Origin of the sequence: Streptococcus sp. KHUD_014, from assembly GCF_051106275.1 — a bacterium.
Lineage (GTDB): Bacteria > Bacillota > Bacilli > Lactobacillales > Streptococcaceae > Streptococcus.
In genome coordinates this window covers 460814-485676 of sequence record NZ_CP193666.1, presented here as the reverse complement: position 1 = coordinate 485676, position 24863 = coordinate 460814, and the positions used below count along the sequence as shown (strand labels likewise).

Sequence of the window (24863 nt, the reverse complement as noted above, 5' to 3'; positions counted from 1 at the left end):
AAGTTTAGTCAGCACTCTTGCCACCATCATTCGTTTTTATACTGTGTGACATAGTTTAGGAGGAAAAACAAATGAGTGAAAATAAAAAAAGGTTTCAAATGCCTTCATCATACACTGTTTTGATCATCATCATTGCCATTATGGCATTCTTGACCTGGGTCATCCCTGCAGGTAAGTATGATACCAATGAAGCAGGTAACCTCATCGCGGGTACCTATCAAACTGTTGACTCTAATCCTCAAGGGATTTACGATGTCTTTATGGCACCAATTCGTGCCATGCTCGGTCACGAACCAACTAGCGCAGCAATCGACGTTGCCTTCTTTATCCTTATGGTCGGAGGTTTCCTTGGTGTCGTAAACGCTACTGGTACACTCGATGTAGGGATTGCCTCCATCGTTAAAAAATACAAGGGCCGCGAAAAAATGTTGATTCTCATCCTCATGCCCCTCTTCGCACTTGGAGGAACTACCTATGGTATGGGGGAAGAAACCATGGCCTTCTATCCCCTTCTTGTCCCTGTAATGATGGCAGTTGGTTTTGACAGTATCACTGCCGTAGCCATCATCTTACTAGGTTCCCAAGTTGGTTGTTTGGCATCTACATTGAATCCATTTGCTACTGTTATCGCCTCTGATACTGCGGGAATCTCTTCTATGGATGGGGTTATTCTCCGTGTTATCTTCTGGTTTGTAATGACAGGTATCAGCACTTACTTTGTCTATCGTTATGCAGAAAAGATTCAAAAAGATCCTACTAAATCACTCGTTTACGCTCAACGCGAAGAAGATATCAAACACTTTAATGTTTCAGAAAACGATGATGCACCATCTACCTTGAGCAAGAAACAAAAACATGTCCTCGCTTTATTTGTATTAACCTTTATCATTATGATTGCAAGTTTCATCCCTTGGGTTGATTTGCATGTTACTGTATTTGAAGACTTCAAGAATTGGTTAATCGGACTTCCTGTAATTGGAGGAGTTATCGGTTCATCTGCTCTACCTTTTGGTAGCTGGTACTTCCCAGAAGGCGCTATGCTCTTTGCCGTTATGGGGATTTTGATCGGTGTTGTCTATGGTCTCAAAGAAAGCAAGATTGTCTCAACCTTCCTAAATGGTGCTGCAGATTTGCTTTCAGTAGCCTTGATTTGTGCGGTTGCTCGTGGTATCCAAGTTATCATGAACGATGGTATGATCACTGCAACCATCCTACACTGGGGTGAAATTGGCCTTCAAGGTCTTTCTCCTCAAATCTTCATCGTATTGACCTATATCTTCTACCTACCTATGTCCTTCCTCATTCCTTCTTCATCTGGTCTTGCTAGTGCAACTATGGGTATCATGGCTCCTCTTGGAGAGTTCGTTAATGTTAAAGCAAGCCTTATCGTCACTGCCTACCAATCTGCATCTGGTGTCCTTAACCTTGTGACTCCTACTTCAGGTATTGTTATGGGTGCTCTTGCTCTTGGTCGTGTCAGCCTTGGAACTTGGTGGAAATTTGTCGGAAAACTTGTCATCGTCATTGTCGTTGCAAGTATTCTACTTCTTATCTTAGGTACCTTTGTGCCATTCTTATAATAAAGAGGGAAATACGGATGAAATCCTATATTACAGAATCAATCAAAGAGGATTTTCTTCAAAGTTTGAAAACAATCATCTCTTATCCTTCTGTTCTCAATGAAGGTGAAAATGGCACTCCCTTTGGTCAAGCAATTCAAGATGTCCTGAAAAAAACGCTGGACTTATGTCAAGAACTTGGTTTTAAAACCTACCTTGATCCTCAAGGATATTATGGGTATGCAGAAGTTGGTGAGGGGGATCTCCTTGCCATCCTCTGCCACCTAGATGTAGTTCCTGCAGGCGATTTGACAGACTGGGAAACTCCTCCATTTGAAGCTAGTATCAGAGATGGGCGGATTTATGGTCGGGGAGCCCAGGATGATAAAGGGCCATCTCTTGCAGCCCTTTACGCAGTCAAAAGCCTGCTTGACCAAGGAATTCAATTCAAAAAACGGGTTCGGTTCATATTTGGTACTGATGAAGAAACGCTTTGGCGTTGTATGGCAAGATATAATGCCATTGAAGAACAAGCCAGCATGGGATTTGCTCCTGACTCATCATTCCCATTAACCTATGCAGAAAAAGGACTCCTTCAGGTCAAACTTCATGGACCTGGATCAAAACAACTCGCCTTAGATGTAGGCGGAGCTTTCAATGTCGTTCCTGATAAGGCAACTTATCAAGGACCACTTATGGATCAAATCAAGGCAGGCCTAATAGCTGCTGGCTACGATTATCAACAAAATGATCAGAACCTTACTGTTCTAGGAGTATCTAAGCATGCCAAAGATGCTAGCCAAGGGATTAATGCAGTCATTCGACTAGCCACCGTCCTTGATTCCATTCAATCCCATCCTGCACTTACATTTCTTGCCAAAGAAGTTGGTCAAGATGGTCAAGGAAAAGGAATCTTTGGTGATATCAGCGACCAGCCTTCTGGACACTTATCCTTTAATGTGGCTGCCTTAACCATTACTCCCGAAAGTTCTGAAATTCGAATTGATATTCGAATCCCAGTCCTTGCAGACAAGGATGCCCTGGTTAATCAGCTGATAGAGTGCGCAAAAGCTTACCAACTTAGCTACCATGAATTTGACTACCTGGCACCACTTTACGTTGCAAGAGATAGCACACTCGTCACTACTCTCATGCAGGTTTATGAAGAAAAAACTGGTGACAAGAGTCCCGCTCTATCGTCTGGTGGTGCAACCTTTGCACGTACGATGCCAAACTGTGTCGCTTTTGGCGCCCTCTTCCCAGGAAGAGAGCAAACAGAACACCAAGCAAATGAATATGCTATCTTAGATGATCTCTATCATGCTATGGATATCTATGCTGAAGCTGTTTACCGATTAGCGACCTAAAAGACCTCCTAAACTCCGTCCCACATTGGGGCGGAGTTTTAGGAAAATTCTAAATAGCAAGCTACAACAAAAGCCAAGGAAGGGATTTTCTTGGCTTTTTGCAATAGTTTTAAGGTAAGTTACAAACTCAGATACTCTTTTTCACTACGACACGGAGTTTGGCAAATCGATTCTATTTGCCAAACGAAGTTAGTGAGACAGTCAGCTAGACCACTTCTAAATGTTACGACACGAAGAGGCGAAAACGATTATTTTTCGTCGATGAGTTAGTAAAGCAGGTAGCTAGTTCGCTTCCTTTCTGTTGCGACGTAAAGTTTTACGAATCGATAATATTCATAAAACTTTACTAGTGGAGCGCCTAGCCAAGTTCCATAGAAACTTGGCGTTAGTTACTTAGATTGTTACACAATCAAGTAACTTTGGCGATCTACATTTTTTCCTCTAACTCTACGTCTGGATACTTATCTGCAAACCAGCGGAGGGCAAAGTCATTTTCGAAGAGGAAGACAGGTTGATCAAAGCGGTCCTTGGCCAAGATATTACGACTTGAAGACATCCGTTCATCTAAATCTTCAGGTTTAATCCAACGAACTGTCTTTTTACCCATTGGAGTCATGACAACTTCCGCGTTATATTCACCTTCCATACGGTGCTTAAAGACTTCAAACTGGAGTTGTCCAACAGCACCTAGCATGTACTCACCTGTTTGGTAATTCTTATAAAGCTGGACGGCTCCTTCTTGTACCAACTGTTCCATTCCCTTGTGGAAGGATTTTTGTTTCATAACGTTCTTAGGCGAAACCTTCATGAAAATCTCAGGAGTAAAGGTTGGTAGTGGTTCAAACTCAAACTTATTTTTCCCAACAGTTAGCGTATCTCCAACCTGATAAGTACCGGTATCGTAAACCCCGATGATATCTCCAGCTACGGCATTAGTGACATTCTCACGACTTTCTGCCATAAACTGAGTAACATTTGACAGCTTAGCTCCCTTACCAGTACGAGGGAGATTAACACTCATACCACGCTCGAATTCACCCGATACGATTCGGACAAAGGCGATACGGTCACGGTGACGAGGGTCCATGTTGGCTTGAATTTTAAAGACAAATCCTGAGAAGTCTTTGTCATAAGGATCAACAAGTTCTCCGTCTGTTTTCTTGTGTCCATGAGGTTCTGGAGCAAACTTGAGGAAGGTTTCAAGGAAGGTCTGCACCCCAAAATTAGTCAAGGCTGATCCAAAGAATACCGGAGTCAATTCACCCGCAAGGATGGCTTCTTCTGAGAATTCATTTCCAGCTTCTTGCAAGAGTTCGATGTCATCCTTGACTTGCTCGTAGAATGGGTTGCTAGCAAATAGCTTGTCCCCATCTTCCAGACTAGCAAAGCGTTCATCCCCTTTGTAAAGTTCCAAGCGTTGGTTATAGAGGTCATACAAGCCTTCAAAGGCTTTCCCCATCCCGATTGGCCAGTTCATCGGGTAGCTCGCAATACCTAGAACTTCTTCCAATTCTTGCAAGAGATCCAGTGGCTCACGACCGTCACGGTCTAACTTGTTCATAAAGGTAAAGACTGGAATCCCGCGGTGTTTGACAACCTCAAATAATTTCTTGGTTTGGGCCTCAATACCCTTGGCAGAGTCCACTACCATGACCGCAGCATCCACCGCCATCAAGGTACGATAAGTATCTTCTGAAAAGTCCTCGTGCCCTGGTGTATCTAGGATATTCACGCGCTTGCCATCATAGTCAAACTGCATAACAGATGATGTTACCGAAATCCCACGTTGTTTCTCGATATCCATCCAGTCTGACTTAGCAAAGTTTCCTGTTTTCTTCCCTTTTACAGTACCTGCCTCACGAATCTCGCCCCCAAAGTAGAGCAATTGCTCAGTAATGGTTGTCTTCCCCGCGTCCGGGTGAGAGATGATAGCAAAAGTACGGCGTTTCTTAATTTCTTCTTGAATGTTCATAAGTTCTCTTTCTTTCTACTTTTTTAATAATTTCAATTTATAATCGTTCTTTGTTACATCGGACTCTAACATTCCTTTCAACACTCCATTATATCGGATTTTAGAGAGTTTTTCAATTGCTTACACAAGAAAAAGCAGGTCAAGATACTTGGCCTGCTTATAAGATTCTTTTATTCAATATTTATTTTGTATCGCTAGTTACAATCTCTTCAAAATTTAATTTTTTCTAGAGCAATTTTCTTTTGCCAGCGTTTCTTAAACAAGATATCAAAGAGCACTAAGGTTGAAGAAAGAATGATTGAAACCAGAAGATACTTGATCCATATAGGGGCATCTGGGATAAAAGGCGTGGTATTCAAAAGCCCGTAATTTCCACCTGTGACTTGGTTGACTTTATCCTGATTAGTATGATGAAAAGGCTTTACAAAAAATCTCGATAGGCATATAATAAGGGGTAGGAGGTGAGTGGGTTGAAGATGGTAAAACAAAACCTCAGACGGTGTCTATTTTGGACACTAACTTTTGTAATATATATCTGTTTTGGTATTTACTGTGTTTGTACGAATTTCGGGAATACGATTGGACAGATATTATTGTCGCCATTCATCATCGCTTCTTTGCCTTTATATGGATATGGATTATTAGGTGTTTTTATATGGGCAATGATGTCTATGGCTTTTGATAATTATAAGAAATTAAAATAAGAAAAGTCCGCAAGGGCTTTTTTATTAACTTTGAGTGTATCTTTTGAGATAAAAGAAGGAACAATATAGCAGGTGGTGCAGTCGATTCAGTTGTAAAAAAATGATGCATAAAGTCTCCTTAAGGTAACGAATTCAGTTGTATATTAACTATTCTTATGTTTATATTTGACGAGTTGATTGATAAGGACGAGAATACCTGTCATCAAACTGGTTACTATCAAATAGTTAAGCAAACTACCATGATCCCCAATCACAGGGGGGTTGCTCATAAAGCCATAATTTCCTCCTGTCAAGAGGTTGGCTAGAAAAATGATAGCATTGATGCCAAAGGTCATCTGGCAAATCTTCCAAATATCCCTATTTTCAACTTGATAGTATCTGACAAGATAAATCAAGCAGTTTGCTAAGAGGGCCCAGTGGCCGAAAACATTGTTAACCGAGGAAACATGCGGAAAAGGAAAAGGATAGAAGACTGGATAAACTAAAGCCATAATAGAACCAAATACTCCAACCAGGGCAAAATATTGTTTGAAAAAGGTCTTGTTAGGAGCAAAAAGAATCATCCACATAGCCATGCGACTATGGTAAAAAGGGAGGGAATCAGATAGGGGCAGACGTGCAGCAATATACCAAGCGTTGATAATCAGCAATTGAATCAATTGTCCCCAATACCAAAAGTTTCTGTAACCTTTAGATGATGCGAAACGAATCGATAAAACAGCTATGATTACCAAAGAAGTGGGTAATAAGAAGTACCAGGCTCCCAAATGAGGAGGGACTGTTTTTTTACTGGTAAAAAGTAAATCCCAAATTATCATGTTTCACCCCTAATGTGTTTTAATTTTGTCAATCATCAATCTTACTTGCCAACTTAAAACGACTGTTAGTCTTTCCTCTAATTTCAACCATTATATCGAATTAAAAACCATTTTTCAATTTCTGTTTCTTTTTAGCTTAGCTCACCTTATTTATAGGAAAATATGGTAAAATAGAACAGATAAATAATCATCATTTCACGAAAGGATACCAGATGAAAATTACGCAAGAAGAGGTAACTCATGTTGCCAATCTTTCAAAATTAAAATTCTCAGAAGAAGAAACTGCTGAGTTTGCAACAACCTTGTCTAAGATTGTTGATATGGTCGAATTACTCGGCGAAGTCGACACTACTGGTGTTGAACCAACGACTACCATGGCAGATCGTAAGACCGTTCTTCGCCCAGACGTAGCCGAAGAAGGAACTGACCGTGATCGCTTATTTAAAAATGTACCTGAAAAAGATAACTACTATATCAAGGTGCCAGCTATCCTAGACGACGGAGGAGATGCCTAATGACTTTTAATCATAAAACCATTGAAGAGTTGCACAACCTCCTTGTTTCTAAGGAAATTTCTGCAACAGAACTAACACAAGCAACGCTTGAAGATATCAAATCTCGTGAGGAAGCCCTCAATTCTTTTGTTACAATTGCTGAATATCAAGCTCTTGCGCAAGCTAAAGCTATTGACGAAACTGGAATCGACGCTGACAATATCCTTTCAGGAATTCCGCTAGCTGTTAAGGATAATATCTCTACAGACGGTCTCTTAACAACTGCAGCCTCAAAAATGCTCTATAACTACGAGCCAATCTTTGATGCGACAGCTGTTGCCAATGCAAAATCTAAGGGCATGATCGTTGTTGGAAAGACTAACATGGACGAGTTTGCCATGGGTGGATCAGGTGAGACTTCTCACTACGGTGCGACTAAAAACGCTTGGGATCACAGCAAGGTTCCTGGTGGATCATCAAGTGGTTCAGCTGCAGCAGTAGCTTCTGGACAAGTCCGTTTATCACTTGGTTCTGATACTGGTGGTTCTATCCGCCAACCTGCTGCCTTCAACGGAATTGTTGGTCTCAAACCAACCTACGGAACGGTTTCTCGTTTCGGTCTCATTGCCTTTGGTAGCTCATTAGACCAGATTGGACCTTTTGCACCAACTGTTAAGGAAAATGCCCTCTTGCTCAATGCTATTGCCAGCGAAGATGCCAAAGACTCTACTTCTGCTCCTGTCCGCATTGCCGACTTTACTTCAAAAATCGGTCAAGACATCAAGGGCATGAAAATCGCTTTGCCTAAAGAATATCTTGGTGAAGGGATTGACCCAGAGGTTAAGGAAACCATTCTAAATGCAGTCAAACACTTTGAAAAATTGGGCGCTATCGTCGAAGAAGTCAGCCTGCCTCACTCTAAATACGGTGTGGCAGTCTACTACATCATCGCTTCATCAGAAGCTTCATCAAACTTACAACGTTTTGACGGTATCCGCTATGGTTTCCGTGCTGAAGACGCTAAAAACCTGGACGAGATTTACGTTAATACTCGCAGCCAAGGATTTGGTGATGAAGTGAAACGTCGTATCATGCTTGGAACTTTCAGCCTTTCATCAGGTTATTACGATGCCTACTACAAGAAGGCTGGTCAAGTTCGTACCCTCATCATCCAAGATTTTGAAAAAGTCTTTGCAGATTACGATCTCATCCTTGGTCCAACAGCTCCAAGCGTGGCCTTTGATTTGGATTCACTCAATCACGATCCAGTTGCCATGTACTTGGCTGACCTCTTGACCATCCCAGTCAACTTGGCTGGACTTCCAGGAATTTCAATTCCTGCAGGATTTGCCCAAGGTTTACCTGTCGGGCTCCAATTGATTGGTCCTAAATACTCAGAAGAGACTATCTACCAAGCTGCTGCTGCTTTTGAAGCAACAACAGACTACCACAAACAACAACCCGTGATTTTTGGAGGTGATAACTAATGAACTTTGAAACAGTCATTGGACTTGAAGTCCACGTAGAGCTCAACACCAATTCAAAAATCTTCTCACCTACTTCTGCCCACTTTGGGAATGACCAAAATGCCAACACTAACGTGATTGACTGGTCTTTCCCAGGCGTACTACCAGTTCTCAATAAAGGTGTTGTCGATGCTGGTATCAAGGCTGCACTCGCTCTTAACATGGACATCCATAAGAAGATGCACTTTGACCGCAAGAACTACTTCTACCCTGATAATCCTAAAGCCTACCAAATTTCTCAGTTTGATGAGCCAATCGGTTACAACGGCTGGATTGAAGTGGAGCTAGAAGATGGTACGACTAAGAAAATCGGTATCGAACGTGCTCACTTGGAAGAAGACGCCGGTAAAAACACCCATGGTACAGATGGTTACTCTTATGTTGACCTCAACCGTCAAGGGGTGCCTTTGATTGAGATTGTATCTGAAGCAGACATGCGTTCACCAGAAGAAGCTTATGCTTATCTAACAGCCCTCAAGGAAGTTATCCAATACGCTGGCATTTCTGACGTTAAGATGGAGGAAGGTTCGATGCGCGTGGATGCCAACATCTCGCTTCGTCCTTATGGTCAAGAGAAATTCGGTACCAAGACTGAATTGAAGAACCTCAACTCCTTCTCAAACGTGCGTAAGGGTCTTGAATACGAAGTCCAACGTCAGGCTGAAATCCTTCGCTCAGGTGGTCAAATCCGCCAAGAAACACGCCGTTACGATGAAGCCAACAAAGCAACCATCCTCATGCGTGTCAAGGAAGGTGCTGCAGACTACCGCTACTTCCCAGAACCAGACCTACCACTCTTTGAAATCTCTGATGAGTGGATTGAAGAAATGCGTACAGAGTTGCCAGAGTTTCCGAAAGAACGTCGTGCTCGCTACGTATCTGACCTTGGTTTATCAGACTACGATGCTAGTCAGTTGACTGCTAATAAAGTCACTTCTGACTTCTTTGAGAAAGCTGTTGCCCTCGGTGGTGATGCCAAACAAGTCTCTAACTGGCTCCAAGGTGAAGTCGCTCAGTTCTTGAATGCCGAAGGTAAGACACTGGAACAAATCGAATTAACTCCAGAAAACTTGGTAGAAATGATCGCCATCATCGAAGACGGTACTATTTCTTCTAAGATCGCCAAGAAAGTCTTTGTCCACCTAGCTAAAAATGGCGGTGGCGCGCGTGAATACGTGGAGAAAGCAGGTATGGTTCAAATCTCAGATCCTGATGTCTTGATTCCAATCATCCACCAAGTCTTTGCAGATAACGAAGCTGCAGTTGCCGACTTCAAGTCAGGTAAACGTAACGCTGACAAATCCTTCACAGGATTCCTCATGAAAGCAACCAAAGGCCAAGCCAATCCACAGGTTGCCCTTAAACTCCTTGCGCAAGAATTGGCGAAGTTGAAAGAAGATTAATATGTAAAAGAAACCAGCCCTGAGGTTGGTTTTTCTTGATAAATACAAGGAAAGCGTTTACAATATTACATGTGAAGTTTCCTAAAAGGAAAACTAAAAATCGCAACAATAAGGAGTTATTCATATGGCTACAATGAAAGCAGCTCGCTAGCATGCAGCAAAAGATGTTCGTATTCAAGAAGTAGAAGTCCCTGAGGTACTTCCGCACCAAGTAAAAGTTGCTGTTAAATTCACAGGAATTTGTGGTACTGACCTCCACGAATTTTTAGATGGCCCTATCTTCATCCCAACAGAAGAACATGTCTATTCTGGTCAAAAAGCACCAGTAACACTGGGACATGAATTTTCTGGTGAAATTGTAGAAGTCGGAAGCGATGTTACTCGTGTTAAAGTTGGTGATCGTGTTGCTGTAGAACCAATTCTAGCTAAGAATAACTTAGTTGGTAATTATAATTTGGATCCAAACCTTAATTTTGTCGGTTTGGCTGCAGACGGTGGATTTGCCAAATATTGTGTTTTAGACGGTGACTTAGTACATGTCATTCCAGATAGCTTAAGCTATGAGCAAGCTGCTCTCACTGAGCCAGCTGCTGTTGCAGTTTATGCAGTTCGTCAATCAGCACTAAAAACTGGTGATACTGCTGCTGTCTTTGGCTTAGGTCCGATTGGTCTCTTAATTGTAGAAGCCCTTCGTGCAGCGGGTGCTTCTAAGATTTATGCTGTTGAACTATCACCTGAACGTCAAGCAAAAGCTGAAGAGTTAGGAGCTATCGTTGTCCGTCCGAAAGAAGGTGAAACAGCTGTTGAAGCTATTCATCGTTTAACAAACGGTGGGGTAGATGTTTCTTATGAAGTAACGGGTGTGCCAGTAGTTTTAGGACAAGCCTTAGCTGCCGTACATAAAGCAGGTGAGTGCATGGTGGTCTCTATCTGGGAACGAGAAGCAAATATTAATCCGAATGAATTTGCAATCCAAGAAAAGACACTAAAAGGAATCATTGCTTATCGTCATATCTTCCCTAAAGTATTAGAATTGATGGAACAAGGCTACTTCTCTGCTGAAAAATTAGTTACTAAGAAAATTAAATTGGAAAATATCGTCGAAGAAGGCTTTATCGAATTAACTCAAGATAAGTCACAAATTAAAATTTTGGTAGAACCAGAATAAAAATCAATCTTTTTAAGACAATACTAACAGGTCGGAGTAAGCTTACTTCGGCCTTTTGAAATATAATACTCTTCGAAAATCTCTTCAAACCACGTCAGCGTCACATTACCGTATATATGGTTACTAACTTCGTCAGTTCTATCCACAACCTCAAAACAGTGTTTTGAGCAGCCTGCGGCTTGCTTCCTAGTTTGCTCTTTGATTTCCATTGAGTATAAGAAGAAATATAGTGGATACTCTTTAACATTAACCCCTCCACCTGACTAGGCAATATTCTTTTTCTCCTCTACCATCTCCCAATAACTATTTTGGCTTTATTTCCAGAAGATTTTATGGTAAAATGAAGAGTAATAATATTTATAAAAGAGGTAAAAACATGATTGAAGCAAGTAAACTAAAGGCTGGTATGACCTTTGAAACAGCAGAAGGAAAATTGATCCGCGTTTTGGAAGCTAGCCACCACAAACCAGGTAAAGGAAACACTATCATGCGTATGAAATTGCGTGATGTCCGTACTGGTTCAACTTTTGAAACAAGCTACCGCCCAGAAGAAAAATTTGAGCAAGCGATCATTGAAACAGTTCCAGCTCAATACTTGTACAAAATGGACGACACAGCTTACTTCATGAACACAGAAACGTACGACCAATACGAAATTCCTGTTGTGAATGTTGAAAACGAATTGCTTTACATCCTTGAAAACTCAGATGTAAAAATCCAATTCTACGGAACTGAAGTAATCGGTGTGACTGTACCAACTACTGTTGAATTGACAGTTGCTGAAACACAACCATCTATCAAAGGTGCTACTGTTACCGGTTCTGGTAAACCAGCAACAATGGAAACTGGTCTTGTCGTGAACGTTCCAGACTTCATTGAAGCAGGTCAAAAATTGATTATCAACACTGCAGAAGGAACTTACGTTTCTCGCGCCTAATCTCTAGAAACTAGAAAGAGGTCATTCTATGGGAATTGAAGAACAACTTGGCGAAATCGTCATCGCCCCACGTGTACTTGAAAAAATCATTGCTATTGCAACTGCGAAAGTTGAAGGCGTACACTCTTTTTCAAACAAATCAGTATCTGACACCCTTTCAAAACTTTCTCTTGGTCGTGGCGTATATCTAAAAGAAGCAAACGATGAGCTCACAGCTGATATCTATCTCTACCTAGAGTACGGTGTCAAAGTTCCTAAGGTTGCTATGGCTATCCAGAAAGCTGTTAAGGATGCTGTCCGCAATATGGCTGATGTTGAAATCTCTGCTGTCAACATTCACGTTGCAGGTATCGTTCCAGATAAAACACCAAAACCAGAATTGAAAGACTTATTCGACGAGGACTTCCTCAATGACTAGTCCATTATTAGAATCAAGACGTGAGCTACGTAAATGTGCTTTCCAAGCTTTGATGAGTCTTGAATTTGGTTCAGATCTAGAAACTGCTTGTCGCTTCGCCTACACACATGATCGCGAAGATACAGATGTGCAACTTCCTAACTTCCTTGTGGAGCTCGTTTCTGGTGTCCAAGCTAAAAAGGATGATCTGGATAAACAAATCACTCAACATTTGAAAACTGGTTGGACCATCGATCGTCTGACTTTGGTAGAAAAGAATTTACTACGCCTAGGAGTTTTTGAAATTACTTCATTTGACACTCCTCAACTCGTAGCTGTTAACGAAGCCATTGAGCTTGCTAAAAGCTTTTCAGATCAAAAATCAGCCCGTTTTATCAACGGACTCCTCAGTCAATTTGTGACAGAAGAAGATTAAGTATAAAAAAAGTGTTTGATTTGAGTCAAACACTTTTTTATTTTCTTATTACTAGCACTATCTAAAAAACCGATAATAGATAAAATTATAAACAAAAATCCAAATAGGTTTAGCGTGGTTGAAAAAGTTGAACAAACAATGACAAAGAATGGTCAATCGTAGATTAGATGTATAACGATAGACAATAGCGAAAAAGAGACCGAAAAAACTAAAATATAATAAACTAATCGGATCTCGATGAGATAGTATCAAATGACTGAATCCAAATATAAGAGCTGAGAAGATAACATCCAGATAATACTTGGACTGGGGAAAAAAGGTATTCATAAAATACCCACGATCAAGCGTCTCTTCCAGAATAGGACCAATAAAGACTGCTAAGATAAAACCAAGAACAGTCGATAAAAAAGTTGGTCGTCCATTAGAAAGCACCATTGTATAAAGGTAATCATGAATATTCTTGTAATCAATCAAATGAGCATAGCGTTCCCAAAAGCGACCTAAAACTTGATTCACCACATAGCATGCAAGCAAGTAAAATATCGTTGACCAGTTCCAACTCTTTTTTTCAAAGATAAAGAGCATCTTTTTCCTTTGTAACCACCAAACTAAAAGAAAGAGACTCAGCACTAACTCCATTGTTAAAATAATAGAATAGCTATCTATACCTAGACCTAAAATGATCGTCACATACAAAGCAATTGTTTGTGGTAAATAGGTAGATAGGAAACTAATCAGCAAAAACATTCCAAATTGTCTTAGTTTTTTCATCATTACTTCTTTCTAATCAACAAAATTACCAAATCTACAGATCTTCTCAATGACTAGTCAACTCTCCAATTTACTACTATACCTCAATAACGCTTTTAAAGTAGTAGAATAGGGCATCTGAAATTTTTCATTCTTTCTTCCTAGCCTAGTGACTAGTCCATCAGATTATCATTTCTTATTATATAATATACATCTTTTTTGATCACACTTACATCTATTTCCTCAACTGTCAATTCTTAATCCCGAAATGTATACCTTACTGTTGAAGCATCTCTTAATCACTTAAAAGAGAGAGCTAACTTTCTTTGGGGAAGAATCAAAAGAGTGCTTGACTTCTGCCAAACACTTTTCTTATTACTACTATCTTAAAAAATGATAATAGACATAATTATAAACAAAAATCCAGATGGGCTTTGCATAAATGAGAAAGTTGAAAAAACTATGGCATAGGATTGTAATTTTCAGGTTCTTTGTCCAACGGTAAACCAGGGCATAGAAGAGACCGCCTAAACTATAAATGATCAAACTGATAGGATCTCGGTGAGTTAGGATCAAATGACAAAGTCCAAAGATAAGAGCAGATAGGATAACATCCAGATAGTACTTGGACTGGGGGAAAAAGTATTCATAAAGTACCCTCTATGAATCAGTTCCTCCAATATAGGTCCGACGACTACTGTTAAACTAAAACTGAGAACAGTTGATAGAAAAGTTGGTTGCCTATTGGAGTATAGGACCGAAAGAAGGTCTTGAAAGATATACTTGTTATCAATTAGATGATGAAACTGTAACTGAAAAGTATCCACCAATTGACGATCAAAATAAGTAGCCACTAAACCAACTACAAGGTAAAAAAATCTTGACTTCTTTGAACCCTTATTTTCAAAAATATAGAGCATCTCTTTCTTTTTGAGCCAGTAGATAAATAATAGCAAAAGAGCTGTTACTTCAACTGTTAAAAAGATAGAATAGCCATCTATCCCCCATCCTAAAAACTTAGTCAGATGCATAATCCCTAACTCTGGTAGATAAACCGATAGAAATACTAGTAAGACAAAAACTCCCAAATGCCCTAGTTTTTTCATACTCACTCCTTTAAGTTAATTACCAAGAATGAAGACCGTAACGATATTTCTCCATATTTGAAGATATCGTAATCCAATCACCTGCTAAACTATAAGAGTTAGGTGAAGTCCAAATCCAATCATCAACCAGCCAAGTCATTCTACCGCCTGAAGCTTGTTCTAAGTCCTCCATTGAAAGAACTGTAAATGTATCTGTACCTGTCATTTCAAGTACCTCCTTAAAAATAAATTTTTGTAAGCTTACATCTATAATATACATCTTTTTCATGACTCTCAGTTCCATTTCCTCAACTGTTAATTTTTAATCCTGAAATGTCTTTTTTATAGAATCCAAAAAGAGGCTGGGACAAAAGTCCTGGCCTCTCAATTATCTTTGGATTTTCGAGCAAGACGCAGTGGTTGAGTGGGCTCTACTACGCTGATTTCATCAGCTTTTACAGCCCTACTCAACTGTGCGGAGGTGGGACGACGAAATCGAATTCTAACGAATTACCGATTTCTGTCCCACTCTCTTTCTTTTTAATATTTTCTAAAGCGTTGGTAACGTTCCTCAATGAGCTGTTCTAGTGGCAGTTTACCAAGTTCATCAAGTTCTGCTTGGAGTTGTTCCTTCACTTGCTTGATTAAATCTTTGCTTGAAAGACCAACTTCAGAAATGACCTTATCTACAACTTGCATATCCAACAACTCATACGAGGTGATTTTCATCAACTCAGCTGCTTCCATGGCACGAGTTCCATCTTTCCATAAGATAGAAGCAAATCCTTCAGGACTCAGTACCGCATAGATGGAATTTTCAAGCATCCAAACACGGTCTGCTACAGCAAGGGCAAGGGCACCACCAGAACCACCTTCACCGATAATAATCGCAATGATGGGAACTTTTAAATCACTCATTTCAAAGAGGTTACGGGCAATAGCTTCACCTTGACCCCGTTCTTCTGCTCCTACACCAGGATAGGCTCCCGCAGTGTTGATAAAAGTTACAACTGGCCGGCCAAATTTTTCAGCTTGCTTCATCAAACGGAGGGCCTTGCGATAGCCTTCTGGATGGGGTTGTCCAAAGTTACGGTTAAGATTATCTTGTAAACTTTTACCTTTTTGGATTCCAACTACAGTTACTGCTTGGTCTCCCAACCATCCGATACCACCAATAACAGCACCATCATCTCTGAATGAGCGATCCCCATGTAGTTCTACAAAGTCATCAAAAATTCCTGTTGCGAAGTCCAAGGCAGTTAAGCGGGTTTGTTCACGTGCTTCTCTGACGATTTTCGCTATATTCATCAACAATCCCCCTTATGCAACCTTACTAATCGAGCAATCATATCTGGCAATTCTCGCCGTTTTACAATTGCATCTACAAAGCCATGCTCTAGAAGAAACTCTGCCTTCTGGAAATCCTCTGGTAAGTCTTCCCTTACCGTATTTTCAATCACACGGCGTCCAGCAAAACCAACAAGACTTTGAGGTTCCGCTAAGATGATATCCCCTTCCATAGCAAAGGAAGCTGTAACACCTCCAGTTGTTGGATCCGTAAGGATTGTCAGATAAAAGAGACCTGCATTAGAATGGCGTTTAACTGCAGCAGAGATTTTAGCCATCTGCATCAAGCTCATGATTCCTTCTTGCATACGGGCACCACCAGAAGCCGTAAACAAGACGACTGGCAATTTCTCATCTGTGGCAAATTCAAATAAGCGAGTAATTTTTTCACCAACAACTGTTCCCATTGATGCCATGATAAAGTTTGAATCCATGATGCCAAGAGCAACCTTCTCTCCCTTAATCAAAGCTGTTCCTGTTACAACAGCCTCATCAAGACCTGTCTTTTCACGCATCAAAGTCAATTTTTTACGATAGCCTGGAAAATTCAAAGGATCCTGAGTCTCAATCCCTTTAAACATTTCCAAAAACGTACCCATATCAATGGTTAAAGCTAAACGCTCTTGAGCTGAAATACGAAAGGTATAGCCACAGTGAGGGCATATGCGCTCACTCCCCAAGTCCTTTTGGTAAATCGTATATTTGCAACCTGGACATTGGGAGAAGAGTTCATCTGGAACCTCTGGCTTGATCTGAGGTTGATTTACAGTCGAACGATTGGGATTGATTCGAATATATTTATCTTTTTTACTAAATAGAGCCATACATCCCCCTTTTCGGTCTCATAGTCTTTTTACATTATTCTTTTTCTTGATAGTGTGGTAAGAAAGTTTCCATCAAGAAGGAAGTATCGTAATCTCCAGCTATCACTCGCCGATCAGAGATTAGATCCAGTTGGAAATCAGCATTGGTGACGACCCCTTCAATTTCGAGTTCATATAGAGCTCGTTGCATTTTCATAAGAGCATCAAAACGATTTTCACCATGAACGATAATCTTAGCAATCATACTATCATAGTATGGTGGAATAGTGTAACCTGGATAAACTGCAGAATCAACGCGCAAGCCAACACCACCGCTTGGTAGATAAAGATTAGTAATCTTACCAGGACTTGGTGCAAAATTAAAGGCTGGATTTTCTGCGTTGATACGGCACTCAATAGCATGTCCTTTTAGAACAATATCTTCTTGTTTCAGAGTCAAAGGTTGACCTGCCGCAATACGGATTTGTTCCTTGACAATATCCACACCAGAAACAAATTCGGTTACTGGATGTTCTACTTGGACACGCGTATTCATCTCCATAAAGTAGAATTTCCCAGTTGCTTCATCTAGTAGGAATTCAATAGTACCAGCATTTTCATAACCAACAGACTCCGCTGCACGGACTGCTGCAGCACCAATTTCATTACGCAGTGTCTTCCCAATAGCAATTGAAGGACTTTCTTCTAAAACTTTTTGGTTATTCCGTTGAAGCGAACAGTCACGCTCACCTAGGTGAATAACATGACCCATCTGGTCAGCAAGAATCTGTACCTCAATGTGGCGAGCAGGATAAATCACACGCTCGAGGTACATAGCCCCATTTCCAAAGTTTGCTTTAGCTTCACTAGAGGCTGTTTCAAAGGCTGATACAAGATCTTCTGCTTTTTCAACCTTACGAATTCCTTTACCACCACCTCCAGCTGAAGCTTTCAGCATAACTGGATAACCAATTTTTTCGGCAACAGCAAGCGCTTCTTCTGCAGTATGGACTTCTCCATCTGATCCTGGAATGACAGGTACCTTAGCCTTAATCATTTGAGCACGGGCGTTAATTTTATCTCCCATGACATCCATGACACGAGCTGATGGCCCAATAAATTTGATACCGACTTCTTCACACATAGTTGCAAATTTGGAGTTTTCACTTAAAAAACCAAATCCAGGGTGAATAGCTTCAGCTTCAGTCAAGACCGCAGCTGATAGGATAGCATTGATGTTCAGATAAGATTCTGTAGCCTTCCCAGGGCCGATACAGATAGTCTCATCAGCCAAAAGCGTGTGGAGAGCTTCCTTGTCAGCAGTCGAATAGACAGCGACTGTTGCAATTCCTAATTCTCGTGCCGCACGAATAATACGAACAGCAATTTCACCACGATTGGCAATTAAAATCTTACGAAACATGGAAAACCTCCCTAGTTTCCAATAGCAAAGGTCAGAGTCCCGCATGCTGCAAGCTTACCATCTACTTCTGCCTTTGCTTCTACTACGGCGATTGTGCCACGACGTTTGACAAAAGTTGCTGTCATGACAAGCTGATCACCAGGAACAACTTGTTTCTTAAACTTAACCTTATCCATACCAGCATAGAAGACAAGTTTCCCTTTGTTTTCATGTTTAGACAATTCCAAAACACCTGCTGTCTGAGCCAAGGCTTCCATAATGAGGACTCCAGGCATAACTGGGTATTGAGGAAAATGACCATTGAAGAAAGGTTCGTTAATCGTCACATTTTTAATGGCAACAATTGTATCTTCACTAACTTCTAAGACACGATCTACTAAGAGCATGGGATAACGGTGTGGCAAAGCTTCTTTAATTCCTTGAATATCAATCATTTGATACGTACCAAGCCTTTCCCGAACTCAACCATTTCTTCATTAGCAACAAGAACTTCTGTTACGACACCATCTTTAGGTGCTGGAATTTCGTTCATGACCTTCATAGCTTCGATGATGACCAGAGTTTGGCCTTTTTTAACAGTATCACCGACTGAAACAAAATTAGGTTTGTCTGGTCCAGCAGCCAAGTAAGCAACTCCGACAAGTGGACTTTCTACAAGGTCCCCTTCAGCTTCAGATTCACTAGCACCTGATTCTGAAACTGCTTCTACAACTGGTGTTGTAGTTGGAGTTTGTGGTGCAAGTGTAGATTCACTTACTGAAACCGCTGGTTGAGGTGCTGGACTTGTTTCTGAGATAAGTTTTGCTTCATTTTTACTGAAAAGCAACTCATCCGTTCCATTTTTATAAGAAAATTCTCTCAAGCTTGACTGGTCAAATTGCGCCATCAAGTCTTTGATTTCATTTAAATTCATCTTTACTTATTCTCCCAACGTTTGAAAGCAAGAACTGCGTTATGCCCACCAAATCCAAAAGTATTTGAGATAGCATAAGGAATTTCACGTCCCAATCCTTGTCCATAAATAACATTTGCTTCAATATAGTCTGATAATTCTATCGTTCCAGCTGTCATTGGAACATAGCTTTGACGAATAGCTTCAATAGTAGCGATTGCTTCAACAGCTCCTGCCGCTCCTAGCAAGTGGCCTGTAAATGACTTAGTTGAAGATACAGGTACTTCCTTACCAAGAACAGCTACGATTGCTCCACTTTCTCCTTTTTCATTAGCAGGAGTTGAAGTACCGTGAGCATTGACATAAGCTACTTGGTCTGGTGTGATTTCAGCTTCCTCCAAGGCAAGTTTGATGGCTTTAATAGCTCCTTGACCTTCTGGATGTGGTGAAGTCATATGGTAGGCATCACAAGTATTCCCGTAGCCAACAACTTCTGCTAAGATAGTCGCTCCCCGTTTTTCAGCATGCTCTAAACTTTCAAGAACCAACATTCCTGATCCTTCTCCCATGACAAAACCATTACGGTTTTTATCAAAAGGAATCGAGGCACGACTTGGATCTTCAGTTGTTGAAAGAGCTGTCAAGGCTTGGAAACCAGCAATGGCAAATGGAGTGATAGAAGCCTCAGAACCACCAACTAGCATAACATCTTGGTAACCAAACTTGATGGAACGAAAGGCATCCCCAATTGCATCATTTGAAGAAGCACAAGCAGTATTGATAGATTTACAAATACCATTAGCACCAAAGCGCATAGCAACATTTCCTGAGGCCATATTTGGTAAAGCTTTTGGAAGGGTCATCGGTTTCACACGTTTTGGACCTTTTTCATGAAGGCGAATGACTTGATCTTCGATTTCCTTGATTCCACCGATACCTGAAGCAACGATAACACCAAAGCGATCCTTATCCAGAGCTTCTACATCAAGACCTGCATGATTAACGGCTTCTTGTGCTGCATATAGCGCATACAAAGAATAAGCATCAAAACGGTTGGTATCTTTTTTTACAAAATATTTGTCAAAAGGAAAATCTTTGATTTCTGCCGCATTATGCACTGCAAATTCACTATGATCAAACTTAGTTATTTCACCAATTCCAATCTTACCAGTTTTTAAGCTGTTCCAAAATTCTTCTGGTGTGTTTCCGATTGGAGATGTCACTCCATAACCTGTCACTACTACTCGATTCAGTTTCATTCTTCTACCTCTATTTTAACTCTTATTGCATGGTTAGTCCACCATCAATTGCAATTACTTGTCCTGTTAGATAATCTTGACTAGCAAGAAAGGCTGTCACATCAGCCACCTGCTCTGCTTGTCCAAACTGTTTCATCGGAATTTGCGCCAACATGGCATCCTTTACTTTATCTGTCAAGACAGCGGTCATATCCGATTCAATCATCCCTGGCGCAATAGCATTTACTCTCACATTGCGATTGGCAACCTCACGTGCTACAGACTTGGTAAAACCAATCAATCCTGCCTTTGAAGCAGCATAGTTCGCTTGACCGATATTTCCCATCAAACCAACAACACTCGACATGTTGATAATGGCACCCTCACGAGCTTTTAGCATCTGTTTCAAGACTGCTTGTGTCATATTGAAGGCACCTGTTAGATTGACTTTTAAGACCTTCTCAAAGTCTACTTCTGTCATCTTGAGCAGGAGAGTGTCTTGGGTAATCCCAGCATTGTTGACTAAAACATCAACTGAACCCAGCTCTTCAATGGCTTGGTCCACCATACGCTTTGCGTCCGCAAAATCAGAAACGTCACCAGAAATAGCAAAGACCTTCACTCCGTATGGTTTAAATTCGGCTAGAAGCTCCTCGGAGATTTCACCACGACTATTCAAGACAACATTGGCTCCCAAGCTGGCAAATTTATGAGCAATGGCAAGACCAATTCCTCGACTTGAGCCTGTGATAAAGACATTTTTATTTTCTAGTTTCATGTTTCTCCTTTCAGAACTTCTACCATTTTGGTCTAATTTTCTAAGAGTGCTAGTAAACTTGCTTGATCTTCCACATTAGCAAGTTGAGCTGTTTTATCAATCTTTTTGACAAATCCAGACAAAACTTTACCAGGTCCAATCTCGATAAAACGAGTGACACCCGCTTCTTGCATGACTGCAATACTTTCATAAAAGCGAACGGGTTCCTTAACTTGACGAGTCAGGAGTTCAGCAATTCGTTCTTTTTCCACGACCTTTGCTTCTGTATTGCCAACAAGTGGACAAGCAAAGTCACTAAACTCAACATCTTCTAGGGCTTGAGCTAATTTTTGACTAGCAGGTTCCAATAAAGCTGTATGGAAAGGACCAGAAACATTGAGCGGAATCAAGCGTTTTGCTCCGACCTCTTGCAAAAGTTCAACTGTACGATCTACCGCTACTACCTCACCACCAATAACAATTTGACTCGGCGTATTGTAGTTAGCTGGAGTTACAACACCAAGTTTAGAGGCTTCTTGACAAGCTTTTTCAATTACTTCAACCGGTGTATTAAGCACAGCTACCATTTTACCAGACCCTGCAGGTGCTGCTTCTTCCATATAAGCCCCACGTTTAGCAACTAGAGCCACCGCATCTTCAAAATCCAAGGCGCCACTAGCTACAAGGGCAGAATATTCACCAAGAGACAGGCCTGCCACCATATCTGGTTGGTAACCTTTCTCCTTTAGTAATCGGTAAATGGCAACGGATGTAGCTAGAATAGCTGGTTGCGTGTAACGAGTCTGATTTAGTTTCGTTTCATCGTTGTCAATCAAGTCCCGAAGGTCATAACCTAAGACTTGACTCGCTTTGTCGATTGTTTCCTTGACGATAGCATATTGGTCGTATAGCTCACGTCCCATTCCTAGGTACTGGGCTCCTTGACCTGCAAATAGAAAGGCTGTTTTAGTCATTTCTTGTAACTCCTGCCCAACGAGCGGCTTCTTTTTGAATTGTCTCAGCTGCACCATAGTAGATATCTTTTAAGATTTCTTTAACTGTTTCTTCTTTCGAAACCAGACCTGCAATCTGACCAGCCATCACTGAACCGCCATCCACATCACCATGGACAACAGCCTTAGCTAAGGCTCCTGCACCCATCTGTTCAAAGATTTCTAAATCTGGATTTTCTTGTTTGAAGGCATCTTTTTCAGCTTGCTCGAAATCACGAGTCAATTTGTTTTTAATGGCACGAACTGCGTGTCCAAAATGTTGTGCTGATATTGTTGTGTCTATATCACGAGCTTTTAAAATTTTAGCCTTATAGTTTGGATGAGCATTTGATTCTTTAGCAACTACAAAACGAGTTCCTACTTGCACAGCTTCTGCACCAAGCATAAATCCAGCTGCAGCTCCCTCACCGTCTGCAATACCACCAGCAGCGATAACAGGAATTGAAACAGCAGCTACAACTTGACGAACCAAGGTCATGGTTGTTAACTTGCCAATATGTCCCCCAGCTTCCATACCTTCAGCAATGACGGCATCCGCACCAATTTTTTCCATGCGTTTTGCCAAAGCCACACTTGGGACAACTGGAATAACAGTAATCCCTGCCTCATGGAATCGTTCCATGTATTTACTTGGATTCCCTGCGCCAGTTGTAACAACCTTAACCCCTTCTTCAATCACAAGATCAACGATATCTTCAACAAATGGAGACAAAAGCATAATGTTGACACCAAATGGCTTGTCTGTTAATGATTTAATCTTATCGATATTGGCCTTAACCACTTCCTTGGGAGCATTTCCTCCACCAATGATACCCAGACCACCTGCCTTTGAAACAGCACCCGCCAGGTCACCATCAGCGACCCAGGCCATTCCTCCTTGAAAGATAGGATATTTAATATTCAATAATTCTGTAATACATGTTTTCATAGCGCCTCCATGAGTCTTGCTTAGGTAATAGTTCGACCACATTATACTTTGACTGTCAAACTATTACCTGAACAAGAGGGAGCGGGTTTCCCTACTCCTTCTCCATTTATTTAAATTATTTTGTTTGCTCTTCAACGTAAGCAACCAAGTCGCCAACTGTTTTCAAGTCATCCTCTGCTTCGATTTGGATATCAAAAGCATCTTCGATTTCAGAGATTACTTGGAACAAGTCCAATGAATCTGCATCCAAATCATCAAAAGTAGATTCAAGCGTTACTTCTGATGCGTCTTTTCCAAGTTCTTCAACGATAATTTCTTGTACTTTTTCAAATACTGCCATGATAGACTCCTTTAAAATAAATAGTTTTTATAACAATGTGTTCACCACATAATTACCTAAATTGTAACAACAAGTGTGCCCCATGTCAAACCTCCACCGAAGCCTGATAAGAGTATTTTTTGGCTACCATCCAAATGGATTAGCCCTTCTTCTACACACTCTGAAAGCAAAATCGGAATACTTGCCGCACTAGTATTTCCATACTTGGTCATATTTGCGGGAAGCTTATCACGATCTACACCGATTTTTCTAGCCATCTTATCCAAGATACGGTTATTGGCCTGATGAAGCAGGAGATAGTCTAGTTCTTCTGCAGATACAGGACTCATCTCTATGGTCTCTTTGATAGACTTAGCAACATCTCGAATTGCAAAGTCAAAAACTGCTCGGCCATCCATTTTCAAGAAAGCATCTGGCTTTTCTTGAACTGAAAATGGTGACGTCAAGCCTGTCTGCCCATAGGTCAAGCACTCACTACGTGAACCATCGCTATTGAGACTCTCCGCTAGGAAATGTTGCTTATCGCTTGCTTCTAACAAGACGCCACCAGCTCCATCTCCAAATAGGACAGCTGTTGAACGATCTGTCCAGTCCAAGGTTTTGGACATAGTTTCACTACCGATAACTAGACCCTTACGATAAGCTCCTGAAGAGATAAACTTCTCTGCAGTTGAAAGGGCAAAGGTGAAACCACTACAAGCGGCGGTTAGATCAAATGCAAAGGCCTTACGAGCACCTATACGAGCCTGTACACGTGTTGCAGTAGATGGCATCATCGAGTCAGGGGTCATCGTAGCTAAGATGATGAAATCCAACTCTTCAGCAGAAATCCCTGACTTCTCTAAAAGCTGTTTGGCAACTTCAGTAGCCAAATCTCCTGTTGATTCTGTCTTAGAAATGCGACGTTCCTTAATTCCAGTTCGACTTGAAATCCATTCATCACTCGTATCCATAACCTGAGCCAAATCTTCATTTGTGACAATCTGCTCTGGAACATAATGAGCAACCTGGCTTATTTTCGCAAAAGCCATTATTTCAAATCCTCCAAAAATTGATAAAGATTGGTCAAACCTTTACTCATGACATCCATTTCCTCTGGGCTCATGCCTTCGATGATCCTTTCGACCATGGCCTTGTGAAAACGTCTATGGAGCCGATGTACCAAGCGACCTTTCTTTGTCAAATGCAGATGTACTACACGACGATCCTGATCTGATCGCAAGCGCTCGATATAACCTTTTCGTTCCAAGTTGTTCAAGCTAGTTGTCACGGTTCCTAGAGTTACCATCAACTCTTTGGACACTTGACTTGGAGTCACATCTGGAAACTTGCCAATCACATCGATCGTGTGCATTTCCTTGATGGAGATATCCTTGAAACGACTACCTCTCAAACTCACTTCCTCAATCACAAGGACGTTATTAAAAATAGATGTTAAATAGTCATTGATCCGTTGGTAGTCCAATTTTCTTCCCTCCCTCATCAAAAAAGTTTAACTATCAAAAC

25 protein-coding genes and 2 pseudogenes are annotated in these 24863 nt (G+C 41.0%); 9 read left to right on the top strand and 18 right to left on the bottom strand.

Annotation, left to right across the window (positions count from 1 at the left end; all coding sequences use genetic code 11):
* Positions 1-71: 71 nt before the first annotated feature.
* Both ACORHT_RS02415 and ACORHT_RS02410 read left to right on the top strand, forming a co-directional pair.
* On the top strand, positions 72-1580 hold the full coding sequence (locus ACORHT_RS02415; RefSeq protein ID WP_434350479.1) for a YfcC family protein: 1509 nt from the start codon (positions 72-74) through the stop codon (positions 1578-1580).
* A 17-nt stretch (positions 1581-1597) separates the two neighbouring features.
* A complete protein-coding gene (locus tag ACORHT_RS02410; protein ID WP_434350478.1) occupies positions 1598-2926 on the top strand; it encodes a dipeptidase in 1329 nt (442 codons plus the stop codon).
* Positions 2927-3353: 427 nt separating this feature from the next.
* Here ACORHT_RS02410 and ACORHT_RS02405 read toward each other — a convergent pair whose 3' ends face one another.
* From ACORHT_RS02405 to ACORHT_RS02395, 3 genes and pseudogenes are all read right to left on the bottom strand, one after another.
* Positions 3354-4898 carry a peptide chain release factor 3 gene (locus ACORHT_RS02405; RefSeq protein ID WP_434350477.1) on the bottom strand — a complete coding sequence of 515 codons (1545 nt, stop codon included), beginning with the start codon at positions 4896-4898 and terminating at the stop codon, positions 3354-3356.
* 209 nt (positions 4899-5107) lie between these two features.
* A pseudogene (locus ACORHT_RS02400) lies at positions 5108-5290 on the bottom strand (TIGR02206 family membrane protein); the annotation flags it as partial.
* A gap of 455 nt (positions 5291-5745) precedes the next feature.
* Positions 5746-6420 (bottom strand): YwaF family protein, encoded by a 675-nt coding sequence (locus ACORHT_RS02395; RefSeq protein WP_434350476.1) that lies wholly within the window; start codon positions 6418-6420, stop codon positions 5746-5748.
* Between the two features lie 212 nt (positions 6421-6632).
* Here ACORHT_RS02395 and gatC point away from each other — a divergent pair, with 212 nt between their 5' ends.
* The 7 genes from gatC to nusB all read left to right on the top strand — a co-directional run bounded on the left by gatC (position 6633) and on the right by nusB (position 12781).
* A complete protein-coding gene (gatC, locus tag ACORHT_RS02390; protein ID WP_004251926.1) occupies positions 6633-6935 on the top strand; it encodes an Asp-tRNA(Asn)/Glu-tRNA(Gln) amidotransferase subunit GatC in 303 nt (100 codons plus the stop codon).
* Positions 6935-8401 carry an Asp-tRNA(Asn)/Glu-tRNA(Gln) amidotransferase subunit GatA gene (gatA, locus tag ACORHT_RS02385; protein ID WP_434350475.1) on the top strand — a complete coding sequence of 489 codons (1467 nt, stop codon included), beginning with the start codon at positions 6935-6937 and terminating at the stop codon, positions 8399-8401. The genes gatC and gatA overlap by 1 nt, the downstream gene beginning before the upstream one ends.
* Positions 8401-9843, top strand: coding sequence for an Asp-tRNA(Asn)/Glu-tRNA(Gln) amidotransferase subunit GatB (gene gatB / locus ACORHT_RS02380; protein WP_434350474.1), 1443 nt, complete (start codon positions 8401-8403; stop codon positions 9841-9843). Before gatA ends, gatB begins: the two co-directional genes overlap by 1 nt.
* Positions 9844-10015: 172 nt before the next feature.
* Entirely contained in the window at positions 10016-11011 is a 996-nt protein-coding gene (locus ACORHT_RS02375; RefSeq protein ID WP_434350820.1) for a 2,3-butanediol dehydrogenase, read from the top strand.
* 376 nt (positions 11012-11387) lie between these two features.
* A complete protein-coding gene (gene efp / locus ACORHT_RS02370) occupies positions 11388-11948 on the top strand; it encodes an elongation factor P (protein ID WP_000568646.1) in 561 nt (186 codons plus the stop codon).
* A 28-nt stretch (positions 11949-11976) separates the two neighbouring features.
* Entirely contained in the window at positions 11977-12366 is a 390-nt protein-coding gene (locus tag ACORHT_RS02365) for an Asp23/Gls24 family envelope stress response protein (RefSeq protein ID WP_049503061.1), read from the top strand.
* Complete coding sequence (gene nusB / locus ACORHT_RS02360; protein WP_049503062.1) at positions 12359-12781, top strand: transcription antitermination factor NusB; 423 nt, start codon at positions 12359-12361, stop codon at positions 12779-12781. Before ACORHT_RS02365 ends, nusB begins: the two co-directional genes overlap by 8 nt.
* Positions 12782-12838: 57 nt before the next feature.
* Here nusB and ACORHT_RS02355 read toward each other — a convergent pair whose 3' ends face one another.
* The 15 genes and pseudogenes from ACORHT_RS02355 to fabT all read right to left on the bottom strand — a co-directional run bounded on the left by ACORHT_RS02355 (position 12839) and on the right by fabT (position 24822).
* Positions 12839-13552 (bottom strand): lysostaphin resistance A-like protein, encoded by a 714-nt coding sequence (locus ACORHT_RS02355; protein WP_434350819.1) that lies wholly within the window; start codon positions 13550-13552, stop codon positions 12839-12841.
* A gap of 360 nt (positions 13553-13912) precedes the next feature.
* Positions 13913-14637, bottom strand: a pseudogene (locus ACORHT_RS02350) (lysostaphin resistance A-like protein).
* Between the two features lie 19 nt (positions 14638-14656).
* Positions 14657-14842: a hypothetical protein gene (locus tag ACORHT_RS02345; protein WP_434350473.1), complete on the bottom strand. Its 186-nt coding sequence runs from the start codon at positions 14840-14842 to the stop codon at positions 14657-14659.
* Positions 14843-15156: 314 nt separating this feature from the next.
* Positions 15157-15924: an acetyl-CoA carboxylase carboxyl transferase subunit alpha gene (locus tag ACORHT_RS02340; protein ID WP_434350472.1), complete on the bottom strand. Its 768-nt coding sequence runs from the start codon at positions 15922-15924 to the stop codon at positions 15157-15159.
* A complete protein-coding gene (accD, locus tag ACORHT_RS02335) occupies positions 15924-16787 on the bottom strand; it encodes an acetyl-CoA carboxylase, carboxyltransferase subunit beta (protein WP_414315354.1) in 864 nt (287 codons plus the stop codon). The genes ACORHT_RS02340 and accD overlap by 1 nt, the downstream gene beginning before the upstream one ends.
* Before the next feature lie 34 nt (positions 16788-16821).
* Complete coding sequence (gene accC / locus ACORHT_RS02330) at positions 16822-18189, bottom strand: acetyl-CoA carboxylase biotin carboxylase subunit (RefSeq protein ID WP_434350471.1); 1368 nt, start codon at positions 18187-18189, stop codon at positions 16822-16824.
* 11 nt (positions 18190-18200) lie between these two features.
* Positions 18201-18623, bottom strand: coding sequence for a 3-hydroxyacyl-ACP dehydratase FabZ (fabZ, locus tag ACORHT_RS02325; protein ID WP_434350470.1), 423 nt, complete (start codon positions 18621-18623; stop codon positions 18201-18203).
* Positions 18620-19102, bottom strand: a complete 483-nt coding sequence (gene accB / locus ACORHT_RS02320) for an acetyl-CoA carboxylase biotin carboxyl carrier protein (protein ID WP_434350469.1) — start codon at positions 19100-19102, stop codon at positions 18620-18622. The genes fabZ and accB overlap by 4 nt, the downstream gene beginning before the upstream one ends.
* Positions 19103-19104: 2 nt before the next feature.
* A complete protein-coding gene (gene fabF / locus ACORHT_RS02315) occupies positions 19105-20340 on the bottom strand; it encodes a beta-ketoacyl-ACP synthase II (RefSeq protein ID WP_434350468.1) in 1236 nt (411 codons plus the stop codon).
* A 22-nt stretch (positions 20341-20362) separates the two neighbouring features.
* Entirely contained in the window at positions 20363-21097 is a 735-nt protein-coding gene (gene fabG / locus ACORHT_RS02310) for a 3-oxoacyl-[acyl-carrier-protein] reductase (protein ID WP_434350467.1), read from the bottom strand.
* A gap of 32 nt (positions 21098-21129) precedes the next feature.
* Positions 21130-22050 carry an ACP S-malonyltransferase gene (gene fabD / locus ACORHT_RS02305; RefSeq protein ID WP_434350466.1) on the bottom strand — a complete coding sequence of 307 codons (921 nt, stop codon included), beginning with the start codon at positions 22048-22050 and terminating at the stop codon, positions 21130-21132.
* A complete protein-coding gene (fabK, locus tag ACORHT_RS02300; protein ID WP_434350465.1) occupies positions 22043-23017 on the bottom strand; it encodes an enoyl-[acyl-carrier-protein] reductase FabK in 975 nt (324 codons plus the stop codon). Before fabK ends, fabD begins: the two co-directional genes overlap by 8 nt.
* 115 nt (positions 23018-23132) lie before the next feature.
* Positions 23133-23357: an acyl carrier protein gene (locus ACORHT_RS02295; RefSeq protein WP_000257838.1), complete on the bottom strand. Its 225-nt coding sequence runs from the start codon at positions 23355-23357 to the stop codon at positions 23133-23135.
* A 56-nt stretch (positions 23358-23413) separates the two neighbouring features.
* The gene (locus tag ACORHT_RS02290; protein ID WP_434350464.1) at positions 23414-24388 is read right to left on the bottom strand and encodes a beta-ketoacyl-ACP synthase III; all 975 of its coding nucleotides are present in this window, start codon (positions 24386-24388) and stop codon (positions 23414-23416) included.
* The gene (fabT, locus tag ACORHT_RS02285) at positions 24388-24822 is read right to left on the bottom strand and encodes a fatty acid biosynthesis transcriptional regulator FabT (RefSeq protein ID WP_075232026.1); all 435 of its coding nucleotides are present in this window, start codon (positions 24820-24822) and stop codon (positions 24388-24390) included. The genes ACORHT_RS02290 and fabT overlap by 1 nt, the downstream gene beginning before the upstream one ends.
* Positions 24823-24863: the final 41 nt, after the last annotated feature.

Bases quoted from the DNA above. Each gene is read 5' to 3' on its own strand.
- ACORHT_RS02415 (WP_434350479.1), top strand. From the start codon at position 72: ATGAGTGAAAATAAAAAAAGGTTTCAAATGCCTTCATCATACACTGTT.
- ACORHT_RS02410 (WP_434350478.1), top strand. From the start codon at position 1,598: ATGAAATCCTATATTACAGAATCAATCAAAGAGGATTTTCTTCAAAGT.
- ACORHT_RS02405 (WP_434350477.1), bottom strand. From the start codon at position 4,898: ATGAACATTCAAGAAGAAATTAAGAAACGCCGTACTTTTGCTATCATC.
- ACORHT_RS02395 (WP_434350476.1), bottom strand. From the start codon at position 6,420: ATGATAATTTGGGATTTACTTTTTACCAGTAAAAAAACAGTCCCTCCT.
- gatC (WP_004251926.1), top strand. From the start codon at position 6,633: ATGAAAATTACGCAAGAAGAGGTAACTCATGTTGCCAATCTTTCAAAA.
- gatA (WP_434350475.1), top strand. From the start codon at position 6,935: ATGACTTTTAATCATAAAACCATTGAAGAGTTGCACAACCTCCTTGTT.
- gatB (WP_434350474.1), top strand. From the start codon at position 8,401: ATGAACTTTGAAACAGTCATTGGACTTGAAGTCCACGTAGAGCTCAAC.
- efp (WP_000568646.1), top strand. From the start codon at position 11,388: ATGATTGAAGCAAGTAAACTAAAGGCTGGTATGACCTTTGAAACAGCA.
- ACORHT_RS02365 (WP_049503061.1), top strand. From the start codon at position 11,977: ATGGGAATTGAAGAACAACTTGGCGAAATCGTCATCGCCCCACGTGTA.
- nusB (WP_049503062.1), top strand. From the start codon at position 12,359: ATGACTAGTCCATTATTAGAATCAAGACGTGAGCTACGTAAATGTGCT.
- ACORHT_RS02355 (WP_434350819.1), bottom strand. From the start codon at position 13,552: ATGAAAAAACTAAGACAATTTGGAATGTTTTTGCTGATTAGTTTCCTA.
- ACORHT_RS02345 (WP_434350473.1), bottom strand. From the start codon at position 14,842: ATGACAGGTACAGATACATTTACAGTTCTTTCAATGGAGGACTTAGAA.
- ACORHT_RS02340 (WP_434350472.1), bottom strand. From the start codon at position 15,924: ATGAATATAGCGAAAATCGTCAGAGAAGCACGTGAACAAACCCGCTTA.
- accD (WP_414315354.1), bottom strand. From the start codon at position 16,787: ATGGCTCTATTTAGTAAAAAAGATAAATATATTCGAATCAATCCCAAT.
- accC (WP_434350471.1), bottom strand. From the start codon at position 18,189: ATGTTTCGTAAGATTTTAATTGCCAATCGTGGTGAAATTGCTGTTCGT.
- fabZ (WP_434350470.1), bottom strand. From the start codon at position 18,623: ATGATTGATATTCAAGGAATTAAAGAAGCTTTGCCACACCGTTATCCC.
- accB (WP_434350469.1), bottom strand. From the start codon at position 19,102: ATGAATTTAAATGAAATCAAAGACTTGATGGCGCAATTTGACCAGTCA.
- fabF (WP_434350468.1), bottom strand. From the start codon at position 20,340: ATGAAACTGAATCGAGTAGTAGTGACAGGTTATGGAGTGACATCTCCA.
- fabG (WP_434350467.1), bottom strand. From the start codon at position 21,097: ATGAAACTAGAAAATAAAAATGTCTTTATCACAGGCTCAAGTCGAGGA.
- fabD (WP_434350466.1), bottom strand. From the start codon at position 22,050: ATGACTAAAACAGCCTTTCTATTTGCAGGTCAAGGAGCCCAGTACCTA.
- fabK (WP_434350465.1), bottom strand. From the start codon at position 23,017: ATGAAAACATGTATTACAGAATTATTGAATATTAAATATCCTATCTTT.
- ACORHT_RS02295 (WP_000257838.1), bottom strand. From the start codon at position 23,357: ATGGCAGTATTTGAAAAAGTACAAGAAATTATCGTTGAAGAACTTGGA.
- ACORHT_RS02290 (WP_434350464.1), bottom strand. From the start codon at position 24,388: ATGGCTTTTGCGAAAATAAGCCAGGTTGCTCATTATGTTCCAGAGCAG.